Source organism: Bacillus sp. FSL P2-0069 (assembly GCF_038593315.1).
Classification (GTDB): Bacteria; Bacillota; Bacilli; order Bacillales; family Bacillaceae; genus Bacillus; species Bacillus safensis.
Genome location: NZ_CP151984.1, coordinates 1,418,347 through 1,436,891 on the forward strand (window position 1 = coordinate 1,418,347; position 18,545 = coordinate 1,436,891).

The window sequence follows — 18,545 nt, forward strand, 5'->3', positions numbered from 1 at the left end:
GATATGAAATGAAATTACAAGAACTCCTTACATACTTTAAAAGTGAAAATAACGAATTAATAAACGAAAATCCTGATATCACTTCCATTGAAATGGATTCAAGAGAGGTGAAAAAAGGAAGCCTTTTTGTCTGTATAAAAGGCTATACAGTAGATGGACACGATTATGCTGAAAAAGCGGTGGAAAGCGGGGCTGCAGCGATTGTAGCAGAACACCCTCTTAACATATCAGATGTACCAGTCATTATTGTAAAACACTCTCAAAGAGCTCTTGCAAGAATAGCTGATGCGTTTTACGAGCAGCCAACTCATAAGCTGAATCTCATCGGGATCACAGGAACAAACGGAAAAACTTCGACAACACACATGATTGAACAAATGATGAGAAAAGCTGAAAAGAAAACAGGCTTAATCGGTACAATGTATATGAAGGTGAATGATGACATTCTCGATGTGAAAAACACTACACCTGAAAGTGTCACACTTCAGAAAACCTTTAAACAGATGCTTGACCAAGATGTAGACACAGCCATTATGGAAGTATCATCACATGCACTGCATCTTGGCAGGGTACATGGATGTGATTATGATATTGCCGTTTTCACAAACCTTTCGCAGGACCATCTTGATTACCACAACACAATGGAAGAATATAAACATGCGAAAAGCTTGCTATTTTCACAGCTTGGCAGTGCCTTTCATCACGATAAGCCAAAGCATGCGATTTTAAATGCAGATGATGACGCTTCGAGTTATTATGAAAAAGTTACAGCTGCTGAAGTCATGACATATGGCTTAGAGCAAAAAGCAGATGTGATGGCAAAGAATATTCAAATCAAACCGAAGGGAACTCAATTTGATTTGATCACTCCAATTGGCACAAAAAATGTGACAGTTGCCCTCATCGGTAAGTTTAATGTGTACAACATCCTAGCAGCTGTATCAGTAGGGATCGTATCTGGCTTAACATTTGAAACGATTGTAAGTGCTATTGAAGAGCTGGAGGGAGTCAAAGGCCGATTTGAACTTGTGAACTGTGATCAAGATTTTCCTGTTATTGTCGATTACGCCCATACACCTGACAGCTTAGAAAATGTCCTGACAACGTGTAGAGAATTAACAGAGGGCAAAATTTTCTGTGTGATAGGCTGCGGCGGTGACCGTGATAAAACAAAGCGTCCTCAAATGGCCCAAATCGCTGTGAAGTATGCAGATGAACCTGTATTTACATCAGACAACCCAAGAAGCGAAGATCCTTCAGCTATTTTAAAGGATATGGAAAATGGGGTGCCAGACGCATATTATCATAGTTTTGTGAATCGCAAACAAGCCATCTTTTTTGCAATTGCCAATGCGAAAAAAGGCGATACAGTCTTAATAGCGGGTAAAGGTCATGAGACATATCAAATCGTCGGCGATCAAGTTTACGATTTTGATGATGCAAAGGTTGCTATGGACGCTATTTTAGATCTAAACAAATCTTAAAATGATGAAAAGAGTGTAATGAAATGAAGCATTTTGTACAAAAACAACATACGAAGAACGTGAATGAATACCTTAATAATGAATGTAATTTTCTGATGGAAAACGGCTTTGGAAATTCGGAAGGAGTAAAGAACGATGCTTGAACAGGTGATATTGTTTACAATCATAATGGGATTTTTAATCAGTGTTCTTTTATCCCCGATTTTTATTCCGTTTTTAAGAAGGCTTAAATTTGGTCAAAGTATTAGAGAAGAAGGACCACAGTCTCACCAAAAGAAATCAGGTACTCCGACAATGGGCGGAATTATGATTATCTTTTCTATTACAATTACAACGATTGTGATGATCAACAAATTTTCTGAGATTAGTCCAGAAATGTTTTTATTGTTATTTGTCACGCTTGGCTACGGTCTATTAGGATTTTTAGATGATTATATTAAAGTAGCGATGAAACGAAACCTAGGTTTAACATCGAAACAGAAATTAATCGGTCAAATCGTGATCGCAGTGATTTTTTATGCAGTCTTCCATTATTATCAGTTTGCAACGACGATTCGCATTCCAGGAACAGATGTCAGCTTTGATTTAGGATGGGCTTATTTTATCCTTGTCGTTTTCATGCTTGTCGGAGGTTCTAATGCCGTGAACTTAACGGATGGACTGGATGGTCTATTATCTGGAACTGCTGCAATTGCCTTCGGAGCCTTTGCTATACTGGCTTGGAATCAATCACAGTACGATGTAGCGATCTTTTCAGTAGCTGTTGCTGGAGCCGTTCTTGGGTTTCTTGTGTTTAACGCGCATCCTGCAAAAGTATTTATGGGTGATACAGGGTCGCTTGCTTTAGGCGGAGCGATTGTAGCGATTGCCATTTTAACAAAGCTTGAAATTTTGCTTGTCATTATTGGAGGAGTATTTGTTGTCGAAACGTTATCTGTTATTCTTCAAGTGATCTCCTTTAAAACAACTGGAAAAAGAATCTTTAAGATGAGTCCGCTTCACCACCACTATGAGTTAGTTGGCTGGTCTGAGTGGAGAGTAGTTGTCACCTTCTGGACAGCTGGTTTATTACTTGCTGTTTTAGGAATTTACATCGAGGTGTGGTTATAATTGAATAAGATGCAAATGTTAAAAAACGAAAATGTACTAGTATTAGGTCTTGCAAAAAGCGGATATGCGGCAGCTTCAATTCTTCATGAGCATGGAGTAAATGTCATAGTAAATGACCAAAAGCCGTTTGAAGAAAATGAACCTGCTCAGCTTCTTTCTGAAAAGGGGATAGATGTCATTTGCGGCAGCCATCCTCTTCGTATGTTCGATGATAAAGAAATTACGATTTTAATTAAAAATCCTGGAATTCCATATGAAAATGTGATGGTTCAAGAGGCGCTTCGCCGCCAAATTCCAGTTTGGACGGAAATAGAATTAGCTTATCATTTAACCTCAGCTCCTTTTATTGGGATTACTGGATCAAATGGAAAAACCACTACCACGACTTTGATTTATGAAATGTTGAAAGAAGACCGTCAAAAAACTTTAGTGGCAGGTAATATTGGCACAGTTGCCAGCGAAGTCGCTGCAAAGGCAGCTGGCGATGAGTGGATCGTAACTGAACTCTCTTCTTTTCAGTTAATGGGCACAGTTGAATTCAGACCTAAAATCAGCTTAATATTAAATATTTTTGATGCACATTTAGACTATCACCACACTCGTGATGAATATGAAAAAGCAAAGCAGAAAGTTTACGCACATCAACTGGATGATGACATAGCAGTCATTAACCTCGATGATCCATCAGTCGTAAAACTGGCTGAAGCTTCAAAAGCAAAAAAAGTGTTTTTCTCCGTGAAAGAGCGAGTAGAACATGGTGCGTATATTAAAAATGGTGCGATCTACTACATGAATGAACATATCATCGATTTAAAGGATGTTGTTCTTCCTGGTGAGCATAACCAAGAAAATATTTTGGCAGCTATTTGTGTCGTGAAAAATGCAGGCTGTTCAAATGAAGCAATCGCACACGTTCTCACGACATTTAGTGGAGTGAAGCACCGTCTGCAGTTTGTAGATACAATTCAAAGCAGAAAATTCTATAACGATAGTAAAGCCACCAATATACTGGCAACAAGTAAAGCATTGTCAGCTTTTGAGCAGCCGACTATTTTATTAGCCGGCGGACTTGACCGGGGCAATGAATTTGATGAATTGAAACCTTTTATGAAAAATGTAAAAGGAATTATTACATTTGGTGAGACGGCACCTAAGTTTGTGAAGCTTGGTGAAGAACTGGGAATACATCACGTAAAACATGTCGATAATGTTGAACAAGCAGTACCTGCGGCGTTTAACATTTCTGAAGAAGAAGACGTGATTTTATTATCTCCGGCTTGTGCAAGCTGGGATCAGCATAAAACATTTGAAGAACGTGGAGACATGTTTGTAAACGCCGTGCATATGCTTAAATAAGGGCTTGTCTCTCGTATGACTGACAGCCCAAATGAAATTATGCTTGGGGTGTCGGTCTCTTGACGAATAAGAAAACTTCTCCGGACTTTTTGCTTGTTGTCATTACGTTACTTTTATTGACGATTGGTTTAATTATGGTGTACAGCGCTAGTGCTGTGTGGGCATCGTATAAATTTGATGATTCGTTTTATTTTGCAAAAAGACAGCTTTTGTTTGCCGGAATCGGAGTTATCGCGATGTTTTTCATTATGCGAGTCGATTATTGGACGTGGCGGACTTGGTCAAAGATATTGATTGCTGTTTGTTTTCTCCTTTTGCTGCTTGTACTTATTCCTGGTATCGGTATGGAGAGAAATGGATCAAGAAGCTGGATCGGTGTCGGTGCGTTTAGTATTCAGCCCTCTGAATTTATGAAGCTTGCGATGATTGCGTTTCTTGCAAAATTCTTATCTGAAAAACAAAAAAATATCACATCCTTTCGTAAAGGTTTTGCACCAGCATTAGGCATTGTGTTTTCTGCATTTGCCATCATCATGCTGCAGCCAGATTTGGGAACAGGGACGGTAATGGTTGGAACCTGTATTATTATGATATTTGTTTCAGGTGCGAGAATTGCTCACTTTATATTTCTCGGTCTTTTAGGGCTCAGCGGATTTGCTGCACTAGTCTTATCAGCGCCCTACCGCATAAAACGAATTACATCGTACTTAAATCCTTGGGAAGATCCACTAGGCAGTGGGTTTCAAATTATTCAATCCTTATACGCTGTTGGTCCAGGCGGTTTGTTCGGGATGGGTCTCGGTCAAAGTAGACAAAAATTCTTTTATTTACCTGAGCCTCAAACAGACTTCATCTTTGCAATATTGTCTGAAGAACTTGGCTTTATAGGAGGATCACTCATTTTGCTTCTCTTTAGTGTTCTATTATGGAGAGGCATACGAATAGCACTTGGAGCTCCAGACTTATATGGAAGTTTCCTAGCAGTTGGCATTATTTCAATGGTTGCCATTCAAGTGATGATTAATATCGCAGTTGTTACTGGACTTATCCCTGTGACAGGTATCACGCTCCCATTCCTAAGTTATGGCGGCTCATCACTGACATTAATGCTGATGGCCATTGGCGTACTCTTGAATGTAAGCAGGTACGCTAGATACTAATGCTGCTAGTTCATGAAACCATGATGACATTTATTTTGCAAAAGTACAAAAAAATGATTTGAAGAGTGAAAAAGACAGCTTTAGTATCCGAAAACATGTTTTTTACCTCTTCTTTACAGGTTTTAACGGAGCCCTGTTGTTTAAAACAGGGTTTATACTTTGTTCAGAGCAGAAAAAAATTGAGGGGAAATGGTATAATGCGTATAGTAATCAGTGGAGGCGGAACAGGCGGACATATTTATCCGGCCTTAGCTTTTATTAAAGAAGTGAAAAGACTGCATCCTGATGTAGAATTTTTATATATTGGTACTGAAAATGGACTTGAAAAGAAAATTGTAGAAAGAGAAAATATCCCTTTCAAGTCCATAGAAATTTCAGGTTTTAAAAGAAAGCTTTCCTTTGATAATGTAAAAACGGTGATGAGATTTCTAAAAGGCGTTCAAAAAAGTAAATCTTACTTAAAGGAATTTAAGCCAGATGCGGTCATTGGAACAGGTGGTTATGTGTGCGGCCCTGTTGTTTATGCAGCTTCTAAGCTGAAGATTCCGACCATTATTCACGAACAGAACAGCCTGCCTGGTATCACAAATAAGTTTTTAGCAAGGTATGTTGATAAGGTAGCCATCTGTTTTGAAGAAGCAAAGGCACATTTTCCATCTGAAAAGGTTGTATTTACGGGAAACCCTAGAGCCTCTGAAGTCGTCTCTATAAAAGAGGGGAAATCTCTGAAGGAGTTTGGGCTGGATGAAAAGAAAAAAACGGTTCTTATTTTTGGCGGGAGCCGGGGGGCTGCGCCGATTAATAGAGCAGTTATTGACATGCAAGATGAATTAAAGGCTAAGAACTATCAGCTTTTATATATCACAGGTGAGGTTCATTATGAAAAAGTGCTGAACGAACTAAAGGAAAAAGGTGCAGCACCTAATATGATGACAAAGCCTTTCTTGCATCAAATGCCGGAGTACTTGAAATCGATTGATGTGATTGTTGCAAGAGCGGGAGCCACAACGATTGCTGAAGTGACAGCCCTTGGAATTCCAACTATTTTTATTCCAAGTCCATACGTGACGGCAAATCACCAGGAAATCAATGCAAGATCACTAGAAAAGCATGACGCTGCAATCGTTTTAAGAGAATCAGAGCTTTCTGGAGAGAGCCTCCTTCATGCCATTGATGAAATTGCTGGTCATGAAGAAAAATTAAACGAAATGAGCCGTTTAACAAAAGAACTCGGAGTACCAGATGCGGCTGGACGTTTATATAATGTATTAAAAGAAATTACGACTACATGATGGAATGATATTAGGTAAGGCGGAGGGTAATATGGAGAACTTGAAGAATGAATTATTAGAAGCGCAAGTCGGTAAAGTGCTTGAAAATGAGCCGCTTGCAAATCATACGACAATGAAAATAGGCGGGCCGGCAGATCTATTGATCGTTCCTAAAGATATTGATGCAGTTAAAACGATCATGGATCAGATAAAAAAACACCACGCGGACTGGACGGTTATTGGAAGAGGATCAAATTTACTCGTACTTGATAAAGGAATACGCGGTGTCGTCCTGAAGTTAGGCGCTGGACTTGATCACTTAACTGTAAATGGTGAAGAAATTACAGTTGGCGGCGGCTATTCTGTTGTAAGGCTTGCAACGTCTCTTAGTAAGCAGGGTCTTTCAGGGCTGGAATTTGCAGCTGGTATTCCAGGGTCTATTGGCGGCGCTGTTTATATGAACGCAGGTGCGCACGGATCTGATATCAGTAAAATTCTTGTGAAAGCGAGAATCTTATTTGAAGATGGAAGCATCGAGTGGCTAACAAATGAGCAGATGAACTTTAGCTACAGAACGTCTGTCCTTCAAAAGGAACGACCAGGCATTGTTCTCGAGGCCGTGTTTAAGTTAAAACAGGATGATCGCGAGAAAATCACAAAGAAAATGCAGCAAAATAAAGACTATCGCAAGGAAACACAGCCTTATAATCGACCATGTGCGGGAAGTATTTTTCGAAATCCGCTGCCTGAATATGCAGGACAGCTTGTAGAAGAAGCGAATTTAAAAGGGTACCAAATTGGCGGAGCAAGAATCTCTGACATGCATGGAAACTTTATTGTGAACGCTGGCGGGGCTACTGCTCAAGACGTGCTGGACTTAATTCAGTACATCCAAAAGAAAATTAAAGATGACTACAATGTAGATATGCATACAGAAGTAGAAATTATCGGTGAAGCAAATTAAAAGCAAGATTTATGAATGATGGCATCACAGGAAAACAAACGGCATGAAGAATGCCGTTTGTTTTCTCATCAAAATGATGACCCAAAGGTGTGGACAAGCAGCTTTGAATGGGGTGAAGAATATATATGCGGCCTGATCATGAAAATGAAAAGATCGTCAATATAGAAGAACGGATTCCTAAAATTAAAGAACAAAGGAAGCAGAAAGCGAATCGGAGACTAATCTCTTTTATTCTACTATTTTTTATCATGGTTTTAATCATTATTTATTTGCAGACACCAATCAGTAAAATTTCTTCTTTAACTATTACGGGTAACGAGCATGTCCCTACAAAACAGCTTGTGAAACTTTCCCAGATTAAAGAAGGCGAAACAGAGTTTTGGAATTTAAATAAAGATTTAACAGCAGATCATATTAAACAAAACAAACTGATTAAAAGTGTCAGTATCAAAAAACATTTTCCAAATAAGGTTAGTATTGCTGTCAAAGAATATGCCAATATTGCTTATCTTCAAAAGGGAAATCTATACTATGAGCTTCTTGAAAATGGGACAGTATTGCCAGAAGAAGTCACACCAAGTCATGCAGGACCTATTTTTGTTGATTGGGACAATAAAGAGAAGCTGAAGCAAACGGTTAGAACTTTAAATCAGCTGCCAGCCTCTATTCAGGAACTCATCTCAGAAATATATTATGTGCCGACAAGCTCAAACCAGTGGCTCGTTAAATTTTATATGAATGACGGGAACACCGTGATTGCATCAATTAAAACATTCGCTGATAAAATGAAAACCTATCCTGCCATTGTAAAAGAACTTTCGCCATCTGAAAAAGGCACAATCCATATGGAAGTCGCGACGTATTTTGAAGCGTTTAAATCTAAGAAAAAGGAAGATGAACGTTGAGAGGCAAAACAGTTATATTCTCAATTGTAATGCTTGTTCTTGGTTTTCTGATTTCTTTTTCATACCAATATACAAAGCAGCATCAGGCAGATGTCATCCGAACAGAGCAATGGAAAAAAGAATATTCCTTGAAAAGTCAGCTGACAAAGCAAGAAAAGGCGAATCAGAAACTTGAAAAAGAATTATATAGCCTACAATCACAGGTTCAAGCCACTGAGGCCAATTTGAAAAATGAAAAAGAGCAGTATTTTAATGTATTGGAAGATGTTGAGAAATACAGGATGTTTACAGGAGAGATCGGTGTAAAAGGAAAAGGGGTAAAAGTATCCCTTGAAGATGCATCTTATATCCCGAGTGGACAAAATGTCAATAATTACATTGTTCATGAGAGCCACATTTTTCATGTGATAAACGAACTGTTTATATCAGGGGCCTCTGCTGTATCTATTAATGGACAGAGAATTACACACCAATCGTACATACATTGTAACGGCCCAGTTGTCACAGTTGACGGGGTTCAGCATCCAGCGCCATTTGTTATTTCTGCTATTGGTGATCCGGCTGTGTTAATACCTGCATTAAATATTGCAGGAGGAGTAGTCGATCAGCTGACAAGTGATCACATTTCGATGACGATTGAAAAAAAGGATATTCGTATGAATCCTCTTTTAAAACACAAAGATTAAAAGTGAAAAGGTGAGTGGTGTTGAGGAAAAAGAAGCCTTTACTTAGTTTGACAGCCTTAATGGTGATATTCGGCATCATGGTCTCCATCCAATTTAATTCATTGCAAAAGCCCAAAGTTCGTGATACTCGCGATGTGTGGGAGCTAAGAGAGGATTTATCTGCATCTAAAAGTAAAGAATTGGATTTACTGAAAGAAATTGATAAATACGATGAAATGCTGAAAAAGTATGGTCATCAAGGAGATCAATCAAAAGAAGCTCAACTGACAAAAACATTAAAAGATTTAAAAGAAAAGGCTGGTTTTACAGAAGTGACAGGGGAAGGAATTGAAGTTGACATCTCTCAGCTTTTCTCCAAGGAACTGACCGGGGAAGAAGTGAAAAATATCCCGCCTGATCTTCTGAAAAAGTTAATCAACGAAGCCAATATGTATGGGGCAAAACATATTTCCATTAATGACCACCGTGTGATTAATACAAGTGTGATTCGAGATATTAATGGCACGACGAAAATGGATGGCTACAGCTTAGATGGTGATGAAGTGACCATCAAGATGATCAGCGACCAGGCCGACAAATTATACAGCCGTTTAAATGTATCAGATATTGGTGATTTGTTTGCTCAGGAAAATTTCGGCTTAAGTATTAGCCAGCCGAAGCAGCAAATTCAATTAAAAGCATATGACGGTGCGATTCAGTTAAACGAGTTGAAGCCTCTTGACGATGTAAAGGAGGGAAAATCTTAATGTGGCTTCCTGTACTTGGCTTAATCATAGGAGTTGCGATCGGTTTCTTAACAAATTTTACGATACCGAATGAGTATTCTAATTATCTTTCCCTCGCTGTACTTGCTGCGCTTGATACATTGATTGGTGGAATCAGGGCACATCTGCAAGGGGCATACGATGAACTAGTGTTTGTATCAGGCTTTTTCTTTAATATTATACTTGCAATAAGTTTAGCTTTTCTGGGCGTCCATCTTGGTGTAGACTTGTATTTAGTCGGAATGTTTGCTTTCGGCGTTAGATTGTTTCAAAATATAGCAGTTATTCGAAGAATTCTACTAACAAAATGGACAATTTCTAGAGAAAAAAAGAAAAAAAGTGAGTCATAAAAAAGGATATACATATGATGTAACGAATATTTTCAGTAATCCTAATAAAAAATGTTGATTTTTTAAGTTTTGTTACACACTTGTAAAAACACATTCATTGTATTGTTGTTCAGCAAATAATAGAATAGAAAGTATTGATATGTGAGGAGGTGCCATAGAATGAACAACAATGAAATTTACGTCAGCCTTGACATCGGTACATCCAATATAAAAGTCATCGTCGGAGAAATGGCGGATGATTCGCTTAACATTATAGGTGTTGGAAATGTCCCTTCAGAAGGGTTAAAAAAAGGATCGATTGTTGATATAGATGAGACAGTTCATTCTATTAGACAAGCATTTGAACAGGCTGAAAGAATGGTAGGTTTTCCTTTACAAAAGGCGATTGTCGGAATTAACGGAAACCACATTCATATTCAGAACACGAGCGGCGTGGTCGCAGTATCTAGTGAAAACAAAGAAATACATGCTGAAGATGTGAGACGTGTCTTAGATGCTGCACAGGTAGTATCTATTCCTCAAGAACATCTCGTCGTAGACGTCATCCCGAGACAATTTATCGTCGACGGAAGAGATGAGATCACTGATCCGAAAAAAATGCTTGGTGTTCGGCTAGAGGTGGATGGAACGTTAATTACAGGTTCTAAGACGATTCTACATAACTGGCTCCGATGTGTAGAAAGAGCTGGAATTGAAATTATGGATATTTGCTTGCAGCCGCTCGCATCGGGCTCAGCAGCATTATCGAAAGATGAAAAAAATCTAGGGGTAGCTCTCGTCGATATTGGCGGCGGATCTACAACGATTTCCGTATTTGAAAACGGGCATCTCTATTCTACTCACAGTATCCCTTTGGGCGGAGAGAACATTACAAAAGATTTGTCTATAGGACTTAGAACTTCTACTGAAGAAGCTGAACGAATCAAAAAACAATTTGGACATGCGTTTTATGATGAGGCATCGTCTGAGGAAACATTTGAAGTTTCTGTCATCGGTACCGATCAGAAACAGACGTATACACAGCTTGAAGCGGCTAATATCATCGAGGCGCGGCTGGAAGAAATCTTGCTCTTTGTGGCAGAGGAATTAAGAAATATGGGTGTCCATGATTTGCCTGGAGGATTCGTTTTAACAGGTGGACAGGCAGCTATACCAGGTATCCTTTCTCTTGCACAAACGGTCTTGCAAAACAATGTTAGAATTGCAAGTCCGAATTATATTGGGGTGAGAGAACCTCAGTATATGACAGGAGTGGGTCTGATCCACTTTGCTTATCGCAATGCAAAGATTCAGGGCAGACAGGTTGGATTCCAAATGCCGGATGAGGCGTTTCATGAAGTAGGCGCGTCCATGGAGCCGGTTTCTTCTGCACCACAAGTAAAAGAAGCGCAGCCAAGACCGAAAGTAAAACAAAAAGCACAAGAAGAGACAAATAAAAAACCGGGCAAAATGAAAAAACTATTTAATATGTTCTGGGAATAGAATTAGATTTTCGACGGATTAGGAGGATTCAGCATGTTGGAGTTTGAAACAAATATAGACGGCCTAGCATCAATTAAAGTAATCGGAGTAGGTGGAGGCGGAAATAACGCTGTCAACCGAATGATCGAAAATGACGTACAAGGTGTCGATTTCATTGCAGTCAACACAGATGCACAGGCGTTAAATCTATCAAAAGCAGAAACGAAAATGCAAATCGGTGCTAAGCTGACAAGAGGGCTTGGAGCAGGTGCGAATCCTGAAGTCGGTAAAAAAGCTGCTGAGGAAAGCAAAGAACAGATTGAAGAAGTATTAAAAGGCGCAGACATGGTCTTTGTTACTGCTGGTATGGGCGGTGGAACTGGTACGGGTGCTGCACCTGTCATTGCAAAAATCGCAAAAGATTCTGGTGCATTGACAGTTGGAGTCGTGACTCGTCCTTTCACATTTGAAGGAAGAAAGCGTCAGCTTCAAGCAGTAGAAGGAATTGCTTCTATGAAGGAAGCAGTTGACACATTAATTGTGATTCCAAATGATCGCTTGCTTGAAATTGTTGATAAAAACACGCCAATGCTTGAAGCATTCCGTGCAGCAGATAACGTGCTACGACAAGGTGTTCAAGGGATCTCAGATCTTATTGCTACACCAGGTTTAATCAACCTTGACTTTGCTGACGTGAAAACGATCATGTCCAATAAAGGTTCTGCTCTTATGGGTATCGGTGTTGCGACTGGTGAAAATCGTGCCGCTGAAGCTGCGAAGAAAGCTATTTCTTCACCACTTCTGGAAACGGCAATCGACGGTGCACAAGGTGTCATCATGAATATTACTGGTGGTACGAACCTAAGTCTTTATGAGGTACAAGAAGCAGCGGACATTGTGGCTTCTGCATCTGATGAAGATGTAAACATGATTTTCGGTTCTGTCATTAATGATAACTTGAAGGATGAAATTGTGGTAACCGTGATCGCAACGGGATTTATTGAGCAAGAGCCAGAGGTGTCAAAACCACAAAGAAATCCATTAGGGCAAGGATTAAAGCAAAATCAATCCATTCCTCAAAAACGTGAAGTCAAGCGTGAGGAACATCAGCAGTCATCATCTCAGCCGAGACAAAATACACAATCAAGCGATGATACGCTGGATATCCCAACGTTCTTGCGCAATCGTAATAAACGCTAATCGAGTATCACTCATCCCCTTCCACCGGAAGGGGATTTTTTCATGCCCAATATATAAAGAAACCTGTATCACTCCTAATCAAAAAGTCTTAAATCTGTCTGGGCTACTTTATTCAACATATGTATTTCGACTTAGAGTGATTAAGTAAAAAGAATCATTTTTAAATCCTATTACAAAAAGCGACAAAATGATGAACTTTATTTGACTACATTAAATAGAACACCATGAATCTTGTCATGAACAAAGGAAAGGGAGGAGTTAAACCCATACACTGTTTGACCATTTGAGGAGGAGGGATTTGATTGAAAGTGAAGTTTCGCAAGACCGCCGGCTATCGTTTGATGAGTCTTTTGGTGATTGGTACTTTAACGATGACAAGCTTTGGGATGGTTCAAGCAAAATCGACTTCTACCTCATATCAAGAGGAAGCTGTTTCCTCCAAGAAAACAAAAGCAAAGATCTCATCTAGATTAATGAAACAGTTTCAACAAGAAGACAAGGTGACCTTTTTAGTCAAAATGAAGGAACAAACCAATGTCAAAAAAGTGGCGAAGGATGCTGTGTCAAAGGCCAAAAAACAGAAGTTAACAGCAGCTAAAACGCAGTACACAAAAAGATCAGCTGTCGTATCAGAACTAAGAGCGACGTCTGAAGAGACTCAGGAAGCGCTGCTTGCTTATTTACAAAAGGCACAAAAGAAAAAGCAAGTGAAGGATATTCATTCGTACTATATTGTAAATGGTCTCGCTGTGACGGGAACGAAAGAAGTCATGGAAAAGGTGGCTTCCTTCCCAGAAGTAGATCAAGTGCTGCCAAATGAAATCCGTCAAATCCATCGTCCTGTTGATTTGAAAACTTCAAAGAAAAACAAACAAATCAAAGCAGCAGATGGAATCGAGTGGAACATTTCTCAAGTTCATGCCCCAGAAGCGTGGGCTTTAGGCTATGACGGAACTGGTACCGTTGTGGCAAGTATTGATACAGGTGTGGAATGGGATCATCCTGCATTAAAAGAAAAATACCGTGGATTTGATCCTGCACGTCCGAATGAACCTTCTCATGAATTCAATTGGTACGATGCAACGACAGGTTCTGAAGCGCCATACGATGATTTAGAGCATGGTACACATGTAACGGGAACGATGGTTGGCTCTGAGCCAAATGGAGAGAATCAAATTGGAGTCGCACCAGGTGCAAAATGGATCGCGGTGAAAGCTTTCTCAGAAGATGGTGGATCAGATGCTGATCTGCTTGACGCAGGTGAATGGATTTTAGCTCCAAAAGATAAAAACGGAACCCCTCATCCAGAAAAGGCGCCAGATGTGGTCAATAATTCTTGGGGCGGTGGGCCTGGTCTTGATGATTGGTATAAAGATGTGGTCAATGCTTGGAGAGCTGCGGACATCTTCCCAGAATTTTCAGCTGGTAATACGGATTTATTTAACCCTGGCGGTGAGGGATCTATTGCAAATCCTGCGAACTATCCCGAAGCCTTTGCGACGGGTGCAACAGATCAAAACAACAAACTGGGTTCTTTCTCTTTGCAAGGTCCCTCTCCATATGGGGTCATGAAACCAGATATTGCGGCCCCAGGGGTAAACATTCGTTCTTCTATTCCAGGGAAAGGGTATGAGGATGGCTGGAATGGAACCTCGATGGCAGGTCCGCATGTTTCAGCTGTTGTGGCTCTTCTGCGCCAAGTACAGTCAGATCTGTCTGTTGAAGAGATTGAAGAAATTCTCATTGATACTGCAAAACCACTGACAGATCAACAATTCCCGGAATCCCCTAACAATGGCTATGGGGCAGGATTAGTTGATGCAAAAGAAGCCATTACAGCATTAACAGATGGAATTGGCAAGATTGAAGGGCAGGTAACAACAGAAGGAGAAGATACAGAACCACCTGTTTTTTCTCATAAAGGACCGAATGAAATTTTTGCCTCTACGCCAACACCTCTTAGTATTACAGCAGAAGATGAAGTAGCTGTGACAAATGTCTCCTTGAGCTATCAAGTGGATCAAGGGAAAAGGGAGACGCTGCAAGCAAAACGAACGGATGGAAATCATTTAAAAGGGACATATGTTGTCCAGCTCCCAGAACTTGAGGGAGAAAACGTCACGTACCGATGGATTGTGAAAGATTTTGGAGAAAATGAAGCCGCATCAGAACCGTATACGCTTCCGATTAAAACATCCATCACGACTGGCTACTCGCAAGATTTTGAAGCTTGGCCAAGTGGATGGTTCAGTGGTGGAACAAAAGATCCTTGGCAGTGGGGGAAGCCGACCACAGGCCCGAAACAAGCCTTTACTGGAGATCATGTCTACGCTACAAACCTAGACAGTCCTTATGAAAATCAAACAGATGCTCATTTATCTATGCCGATGATTGCTGTACCTGAGTCAGGCTCCTCCTTTTTACAATTTCAATACTGGCATGACCTTGAAGCAAATTATGACTATGTGCATATTCATGTGCAGCCTGAGGGGGAAGATGCTGTCCAAGTGGCAGCCTACACAGGCAAAACAAGTGGATGGACAAAAGGAGAAGTTGATTTATCTGCCTACAAAGGTCAGAACGTGAGAGTTATTTTTCAGCTAAGAACGGATGGCAGTGTGACAAAAGACGGTTTTTATTTAGATGATGTGAAAATAACAGATCAAGCCTTACCTCAAAAGGCAAAGAAACAACTTGGCGTCATCAAAAAAGAAAAGCCAGCACAGGAGCAGAAGAAACCCGTCGATCCGAAAAGTGCAAAGCCTGCTAAAATAAAAGAAAAGCATGTCCAGATGAAAAAGGAAAAAAGCTTAGATGCCCCATCTATCAAAGCTCTTCCGATGAAGGCAGAAATCAGTGTTCTTGAAAGCGGCAAGTCCACGTACACAGATGAAGCGACAGGGAGATATCAGCTTTCTCATGGTGCAGGGGAATTTACAGTGAAAGCTGAAGCATATGGCTTTGAATCACGCACACAAAAAGTCAATATTCCTGCAAATGATCAAGCAGAGGCAAATTTCTCCCTGCAGCCACTAGAAAAACGAACGATATCTGGCACAATTGTCAATGAAACAACGGGTGAAAAAGTAAAGGATGCTACGGTTTATCTTGTAGAGGATGCGAAAGTTGAGCCGGTGAAAACTGATGAATCTGGTGAGTTTTCTCTAGAGGCATTGAGCGGTGTGTATACAGTCAAAGTATTTGCGAAAGGGTTTAAAGGATATTCGTTTACAGCCGATGTGACAGAAAAGCCGCTTGAAAAATCAATCAAGCTGGAACCTTTCATCGGTTTTGCTGGCGAAATTGGCTACGATGACGGAACAGCTGAAAATGCGCGGGCGTTCTATGATCCTGGTAATGGCTGGGCGGTGAAATTTTCATTAGAAAAAGGGAAGAAACAAGCGCAGGTCACAGGGGGACTTTTCCGTTTCTGGACAACAGAGTGGCCAGCCCCTGGCGGGAATGAATTTGCGGTTGAAGTGTATGATGCTTCCGGAAAGGACGGTGCTCCAGGTAAGAAAATCGCGGGACCTTTCAAAGCGAATGCGCTGCGTAATGGTGAATGGACAAAAGTAGATTTAGAAGATCAAGCCATTACGGTGGATGGAGATTTCTATCTTGTCTATATTCAAACGAAAAAGAATACGGAATCTCCAGGCCTTGCAACAGATGAAGATGGACCAAATGCTGAAAGAAGCTGGCAGCTGACAAGCGGTGCCTTTTCTCCTTCTCCAAAAGAAGAGGGAAATTATATGATTCGTGCGCTTGTCCAATATGAAGCAGATGTGCCAGAAATAACATCTCCAAAGGCTGGAACGATCACGAACAAAGATGAATTGGAGATTGAAGGCAAAGCCTCTCCAGGACTTGATGTAGCGATCTATCAAAACGATGAAGAGATTGCCAAAGTGAAAGCAGATCAATCGGGTGTTTTCAAAGAGAAGGTCACAGTGTCAAGCGGAGAGCATGTATTTACGGCTGCCACTGTTACGGATAAAGGCGCAACGAAAAAATCCAAATCAGTCAAGGTGATTATTGATCAAACAGCCCCAGTGGTAACGATAGATACACCGAAAAAAGGGGAAAAATCTAACAAAGAATCACTCACTGTAGAAGGAAAGGTAACCGATGATCATCTTGATCAAGTCACTGTGAATGGAAAAAAGGCAGCAATAAAAGATGGGAAATATTCTGCAAGAATCTTGCTTGAGAACGGGAAAAATACGATCAAAGTAACAGCAAAAGATGCAGCAGGAAACAAAACGACTAAAAAAGTCGATATCGATGTTCAATACGAAGCGCCTGAGATTTCTAAGCTGACCCCAGCAGAGAATGTCAATCTATCATCAGGTGAGTCTGTTAAAATTTCATTTAACAGCAGAGAAAAGCTAGACGCAACGTTTGTCATTCATATGCCGCTGACAAACGCGAGATCAAAGCTGCAAAATACAACAGAACTGCCGCTTCGCGAGGTAGCCGGCGGAACATATGAAGGCTACTGGACAGCTACTTCTACCGCCAAAGCAAAAGGTGCAGTCATTGAAGTGATTGTGCGGGATGATTATGGAAATGTTACTCGACAAAAGGCTTCAGGCACATTAAATATCAATGAAAAATAATCCTTAAAAAAAGGCACGACTCCTTGGAGCGTGTCTTTTTCGTTTCGAATAATTGTTTGAAAGCTTGTCCGGAAGCACACTCTCTTGCTTTGTGCTCTCATTCCTCGACAAAAACAATAACAATCCACCAAAAGTTCTCTATCATCCCCAACAAGAATTGACAGACTTCCATCTCTTGGCTGTTTTATACTGGTACAAACAAGTGCAAGTACTGCTTTTGATTCTTTGTTTCAGATGAAAGGAGCAGAAGGTGGTCATTTATTTAGATGTGATTTGGCTGTTAAACTTTTGTTTTGATCTATTGCTTCTCTTACTCACTGCATTTATTCTCAAACGACAAGTAAAAAAACGGCGATATATGTTAGGAGCTCTGATTGGATCGAGCATTGTTCTCTTGCTCTTTACACCATTTGCAATGTTTGTGTCACACCCTTTGGGCAAACTGCTTTTTTCTGTCTTGATCGTGCTTGCTACTTTTGGATTTCAAAGATTTCGATCCTTTTTTCAAAACCTGTTTGCTTTTTACTTTATCACATTTTTGATGGGAGGAGGCATGATCGGGGTTCATTCGTTTTTACAAACCAATACTGTTATTCAAGACGGGCTGTTGATTTCACAAAATGATGGCTTTGGTGATCCCATTAGCTGGCTTTTCGTTTTAACCGGCTTTCCTGCGATTTGGCTGTTTTCAAAGAAAAGATTAGGAGAGGTCGGTGCGAAAAAAAGACAGTTTGATGAACAAGTCCTTGTGGAGATACACATTCACGGGGAGATCATCCGTTTAAAGGGACTCGTCGATTCCGGTAATCAGCTGTATGATCCTATGACGAAAACACCTGTGATGATCGTTCAAGCAGATCAGCTCATGTCCATTTGCGGAGAGCCATTTATAGAGCTTATGAAGCAGTCTCATCCTGTTGAAGTGATGCAAAAGCTCGATGATCAATTTCCGCTTCTTGACCGTTTAAGACTTGTTCCATATCGAGCGGTCGGTCATGATCACGGGTTTCTTCTATGCTTAAAACCAGATACGGTCATCATTTATTCAAAGACGCATATGATCCAGCCAGCCAAGTGTTTTGTAGGCATGAGTCTGAGCGGTTTATCAGCAGATCAGGAATTTCAATCCATCATTCATCCAGATATGTTAGACGGAAAAATCATCCAAGGGGTGTCTTAAGTTTTGGTGATGTCTTTTATCTTACGAGGTCAACT

Annotated in this window: 14 protein-coding genes; all 14 read left to right on the forward strand. The window is 40.4% G+C overall.

All coding sequences use genetic code 11. The annotated features are described in order from the left end of the window. The first annotated feature begins 8 nt into the window (after nt 1-8). Nucleotides 9-1,484, forward strand: a complete 1,476-nt coding sequence (locus tag NSQ34_RS07215; RefSeq protein WP_268456180.1) for a UDP-N-acetylmuramoyl-L-alanyl-D-glutamate--2,6-diaminopimelate ligase — start codon at nt 9-11, stop codon at nt 1,482-1,484. Between the two features lie 135 nt (nt 1,485-1,619). Further along, a complete protein-coding gene (gene mraY / locus NSQ34_RS07220; RefSeq protein ID WP_003211854.1) occupies nt 1,620-2,594 on the forward strand; it encodes a phospho-N-acetylmuramoyl-pentapeptide-transferase in 975 nt (324 codons plus the stop codon). Continuing rightward, entirely contained in the window at nt 2,595-3,950 is a 1,356-nt protein-coding gene (gene murD, locus NSQ34_RS07225; protein WP_254001681.1) for a UDP-N-acetylmuramoyl-L-alanine--D-glutamate ligase, read from the forward strand. It begins immediately after the preceding gene. Between the two features lie 59 nt (nt 3,951-4,009). Beyond that, complete coding sequence (gene spoVE, locus NSQ34_RS07230; protein ID WP_024424259.1) at nt 4,010-5,110, forward strand: stage V sporulation protein E; 1,101 nt, start codon at nt 4,010-4,012, stop codon at nt 5,108-5,110. A 197-nt stretch (nt 5,111-5,307) separates the two neighbouring features. Then, nucleotides 5,308-6,402, forward strand: a complete 1,095-nt coding sequence (gene murG / locus NSQ34_RS07235) for an undecaprenyldiphospho-muramoylpentapeptide beta-N-acetylglucosaminyltransferase (RefSeq protein WP_034281684.1) — start codon at nt 5,308-5,310, stop codon at nt 6,400-6,402. A 31-nt stretch (nt 6,403-6,433) separates the two neighbouring features. Next, nucleotides 6,434-7,345: a UDP-N-acetylmuramate dehydrogenase gene (gene murB, locus NSQ34_RS07240; protein ID WP_176967446.1), complete on the forward strand. Its 912-nt coding sequence runs from the start codon at nt 6,434-6,436 to the stop codon at nt 7,343-7,345. A gap of 125 nt (nt 7,346-7,470) precedes the next feature. Next, nucleotides 7,471-8,250 (forward strand): cell division protein FtsQ/DivIB, encoded by a 780-nt coding sequence (locus NSQ34_RS07245; RefSeq protein WP_061109806.1) that lies wholly within the window; start codon nt 7,471-7,473, stop codon nt 8,248-8,250. Continuing rightward, nucleotides 8,247-8,936 (forward strand): DUF881 domain-containing protein, encoded by a 690-nt coding sequence (locus NSQ34_RS07250; protein WP_034281688.1) that lies wholly within the window; start codon nt 8,247-8,249, stop codon nt 8,934-8,936. The genes NSQ34_RS07245 and NSQ34_RS07250 overlap by 4 nt, the downstream gene beginning before the upstream one ends. Before the next feature lie 20 nt (nt 8,937-8,956). Then, nucleotides 8,957-9,682: a DUF881 domain-containing protein gene (locus NSQ34_RS07255; protein ID WP_034281689.1), complete on the forward strand. Its 726-nt coding sequence runs from the start codon at nt 8,957-8,959 to the stop codon at nt 9,680-9,682. Next, on the forward strand, nt 9,682-10,050 hold the full coding sequence (locus tag NSQ34_RS07260) for a small basic family protein (RefSeq protein ID WP_003210988.1): 369 nt from the start codon (nt 9,682-9,684) through the stop codon (nt 10,048-10,050). The genes NSQ34_RS07255 and NSQ34_RS07260 overlap by 1 nt, the downstream gene beginning before the upstream one ends. Nucleotides 10,051-10,209: 159 nt before the next feature. After that, nucleotides 10,210-11,532, forward strand: a complete 1,323-nt coding sequence (ftsA, locus tag NSQ34_RS07265) for a cell division protein FtsA (protein WP_034281692.1) — start codon at nt 10,210-10,212, stop codon at nt 11,530-11,532. A 33-nt stretch (nt 11,533-11,565) separates the two neighbouring features. Continuing rightward, nucleotides 11,566-12,711, forward strand: coding sequence for a cell division protein FtsZ (ftsZ, locus tag NSQ34_RS07270; protein ID WP_024426931.1), 1,146 nt, complete (start codon nt 11,566-11,568; stop codon nt 12,709-12,711). A 308-nt stretch (nt 12,712-13,019) separates the two neighbouring features. Next, the gene (locus NSQ34_RS07275; RefSeq protein WP_342501083.1) at nt 13,020-17,330 is read left to right on the forward strand and encodes a S8 family serine peptidase; all 4,311 of its coding nucleotides are present in this window, start codon (nt 13,020-13,022) and stop codon (nt 17,328-17,330) included. 250 nt (nt 17,331-17,580) lie between these two features. Then, complete coding sequence (gene spoIIGA, locus NSQ34_RS07280; protein ID WP_046310869.1) at nt 17,581-18,510, forward strand: sigma-E processing peptidase SpoIIGA; 930 nt, start codon at nt 17,581-17,583, stop codon at nt 18,508-18,510. The last annotated feature ends 35 nt before the right edge of the window (nt 18,511-18,545 follow it).

Coding starts and splice junctions, on each gene's coding strand:
- ftsZ (WP_024426931.1), top strand. CDS start 11,566: ATGTTGGAGTTTGAAACAAATATAGACGGCCTAGCATCAATTAAAGTA.
- ftsA (WP_034281692.1), top strand. CDS start 10,210: ATGAACAACAATGAAATTTACGTCAGCCTTGACATCGGTACATCCAAT.
- murG (WP_034281684.1), top strand. CDS start 5,308: ATGCGTATAGTAATCAGTGGAGGCGGAACAGGCGGACATATTTATCCG.
- NSQ34_RS07245 (WP_061109806.1), top strand. CDS start 7,471: ATGCGGCCTGATCATGAAAATGAAAAGATCGTCAATATAGAAGAACGG.
- NSQ34_RS07215 (WP_268456180.1), top strand. CDS start 9: ATGAAATTACAAGAACTCCTTACATACTTTAAAAGTGAAAATAACGAA.
- murB (WP_176967446.1), top strand. CDS start 6,434: ATGGAGAACTTGAAGAATGAATTATTAGAAGCGCAAGTCGGTAAAGTG.
- NSQ34_RS07260 (WP_003210988.1), top strand. CDS start 9,682: ATGTGGCTTCCTGTACTTGGCTTAATCATAGGAGTTGCGATCGGTTTC.
- mraY (WP_003211854.1), top strand. CDS start 1,620: ATGCTTGAACAGGTGATATTGTTTACAATCATAATGGGATTTTTAATC.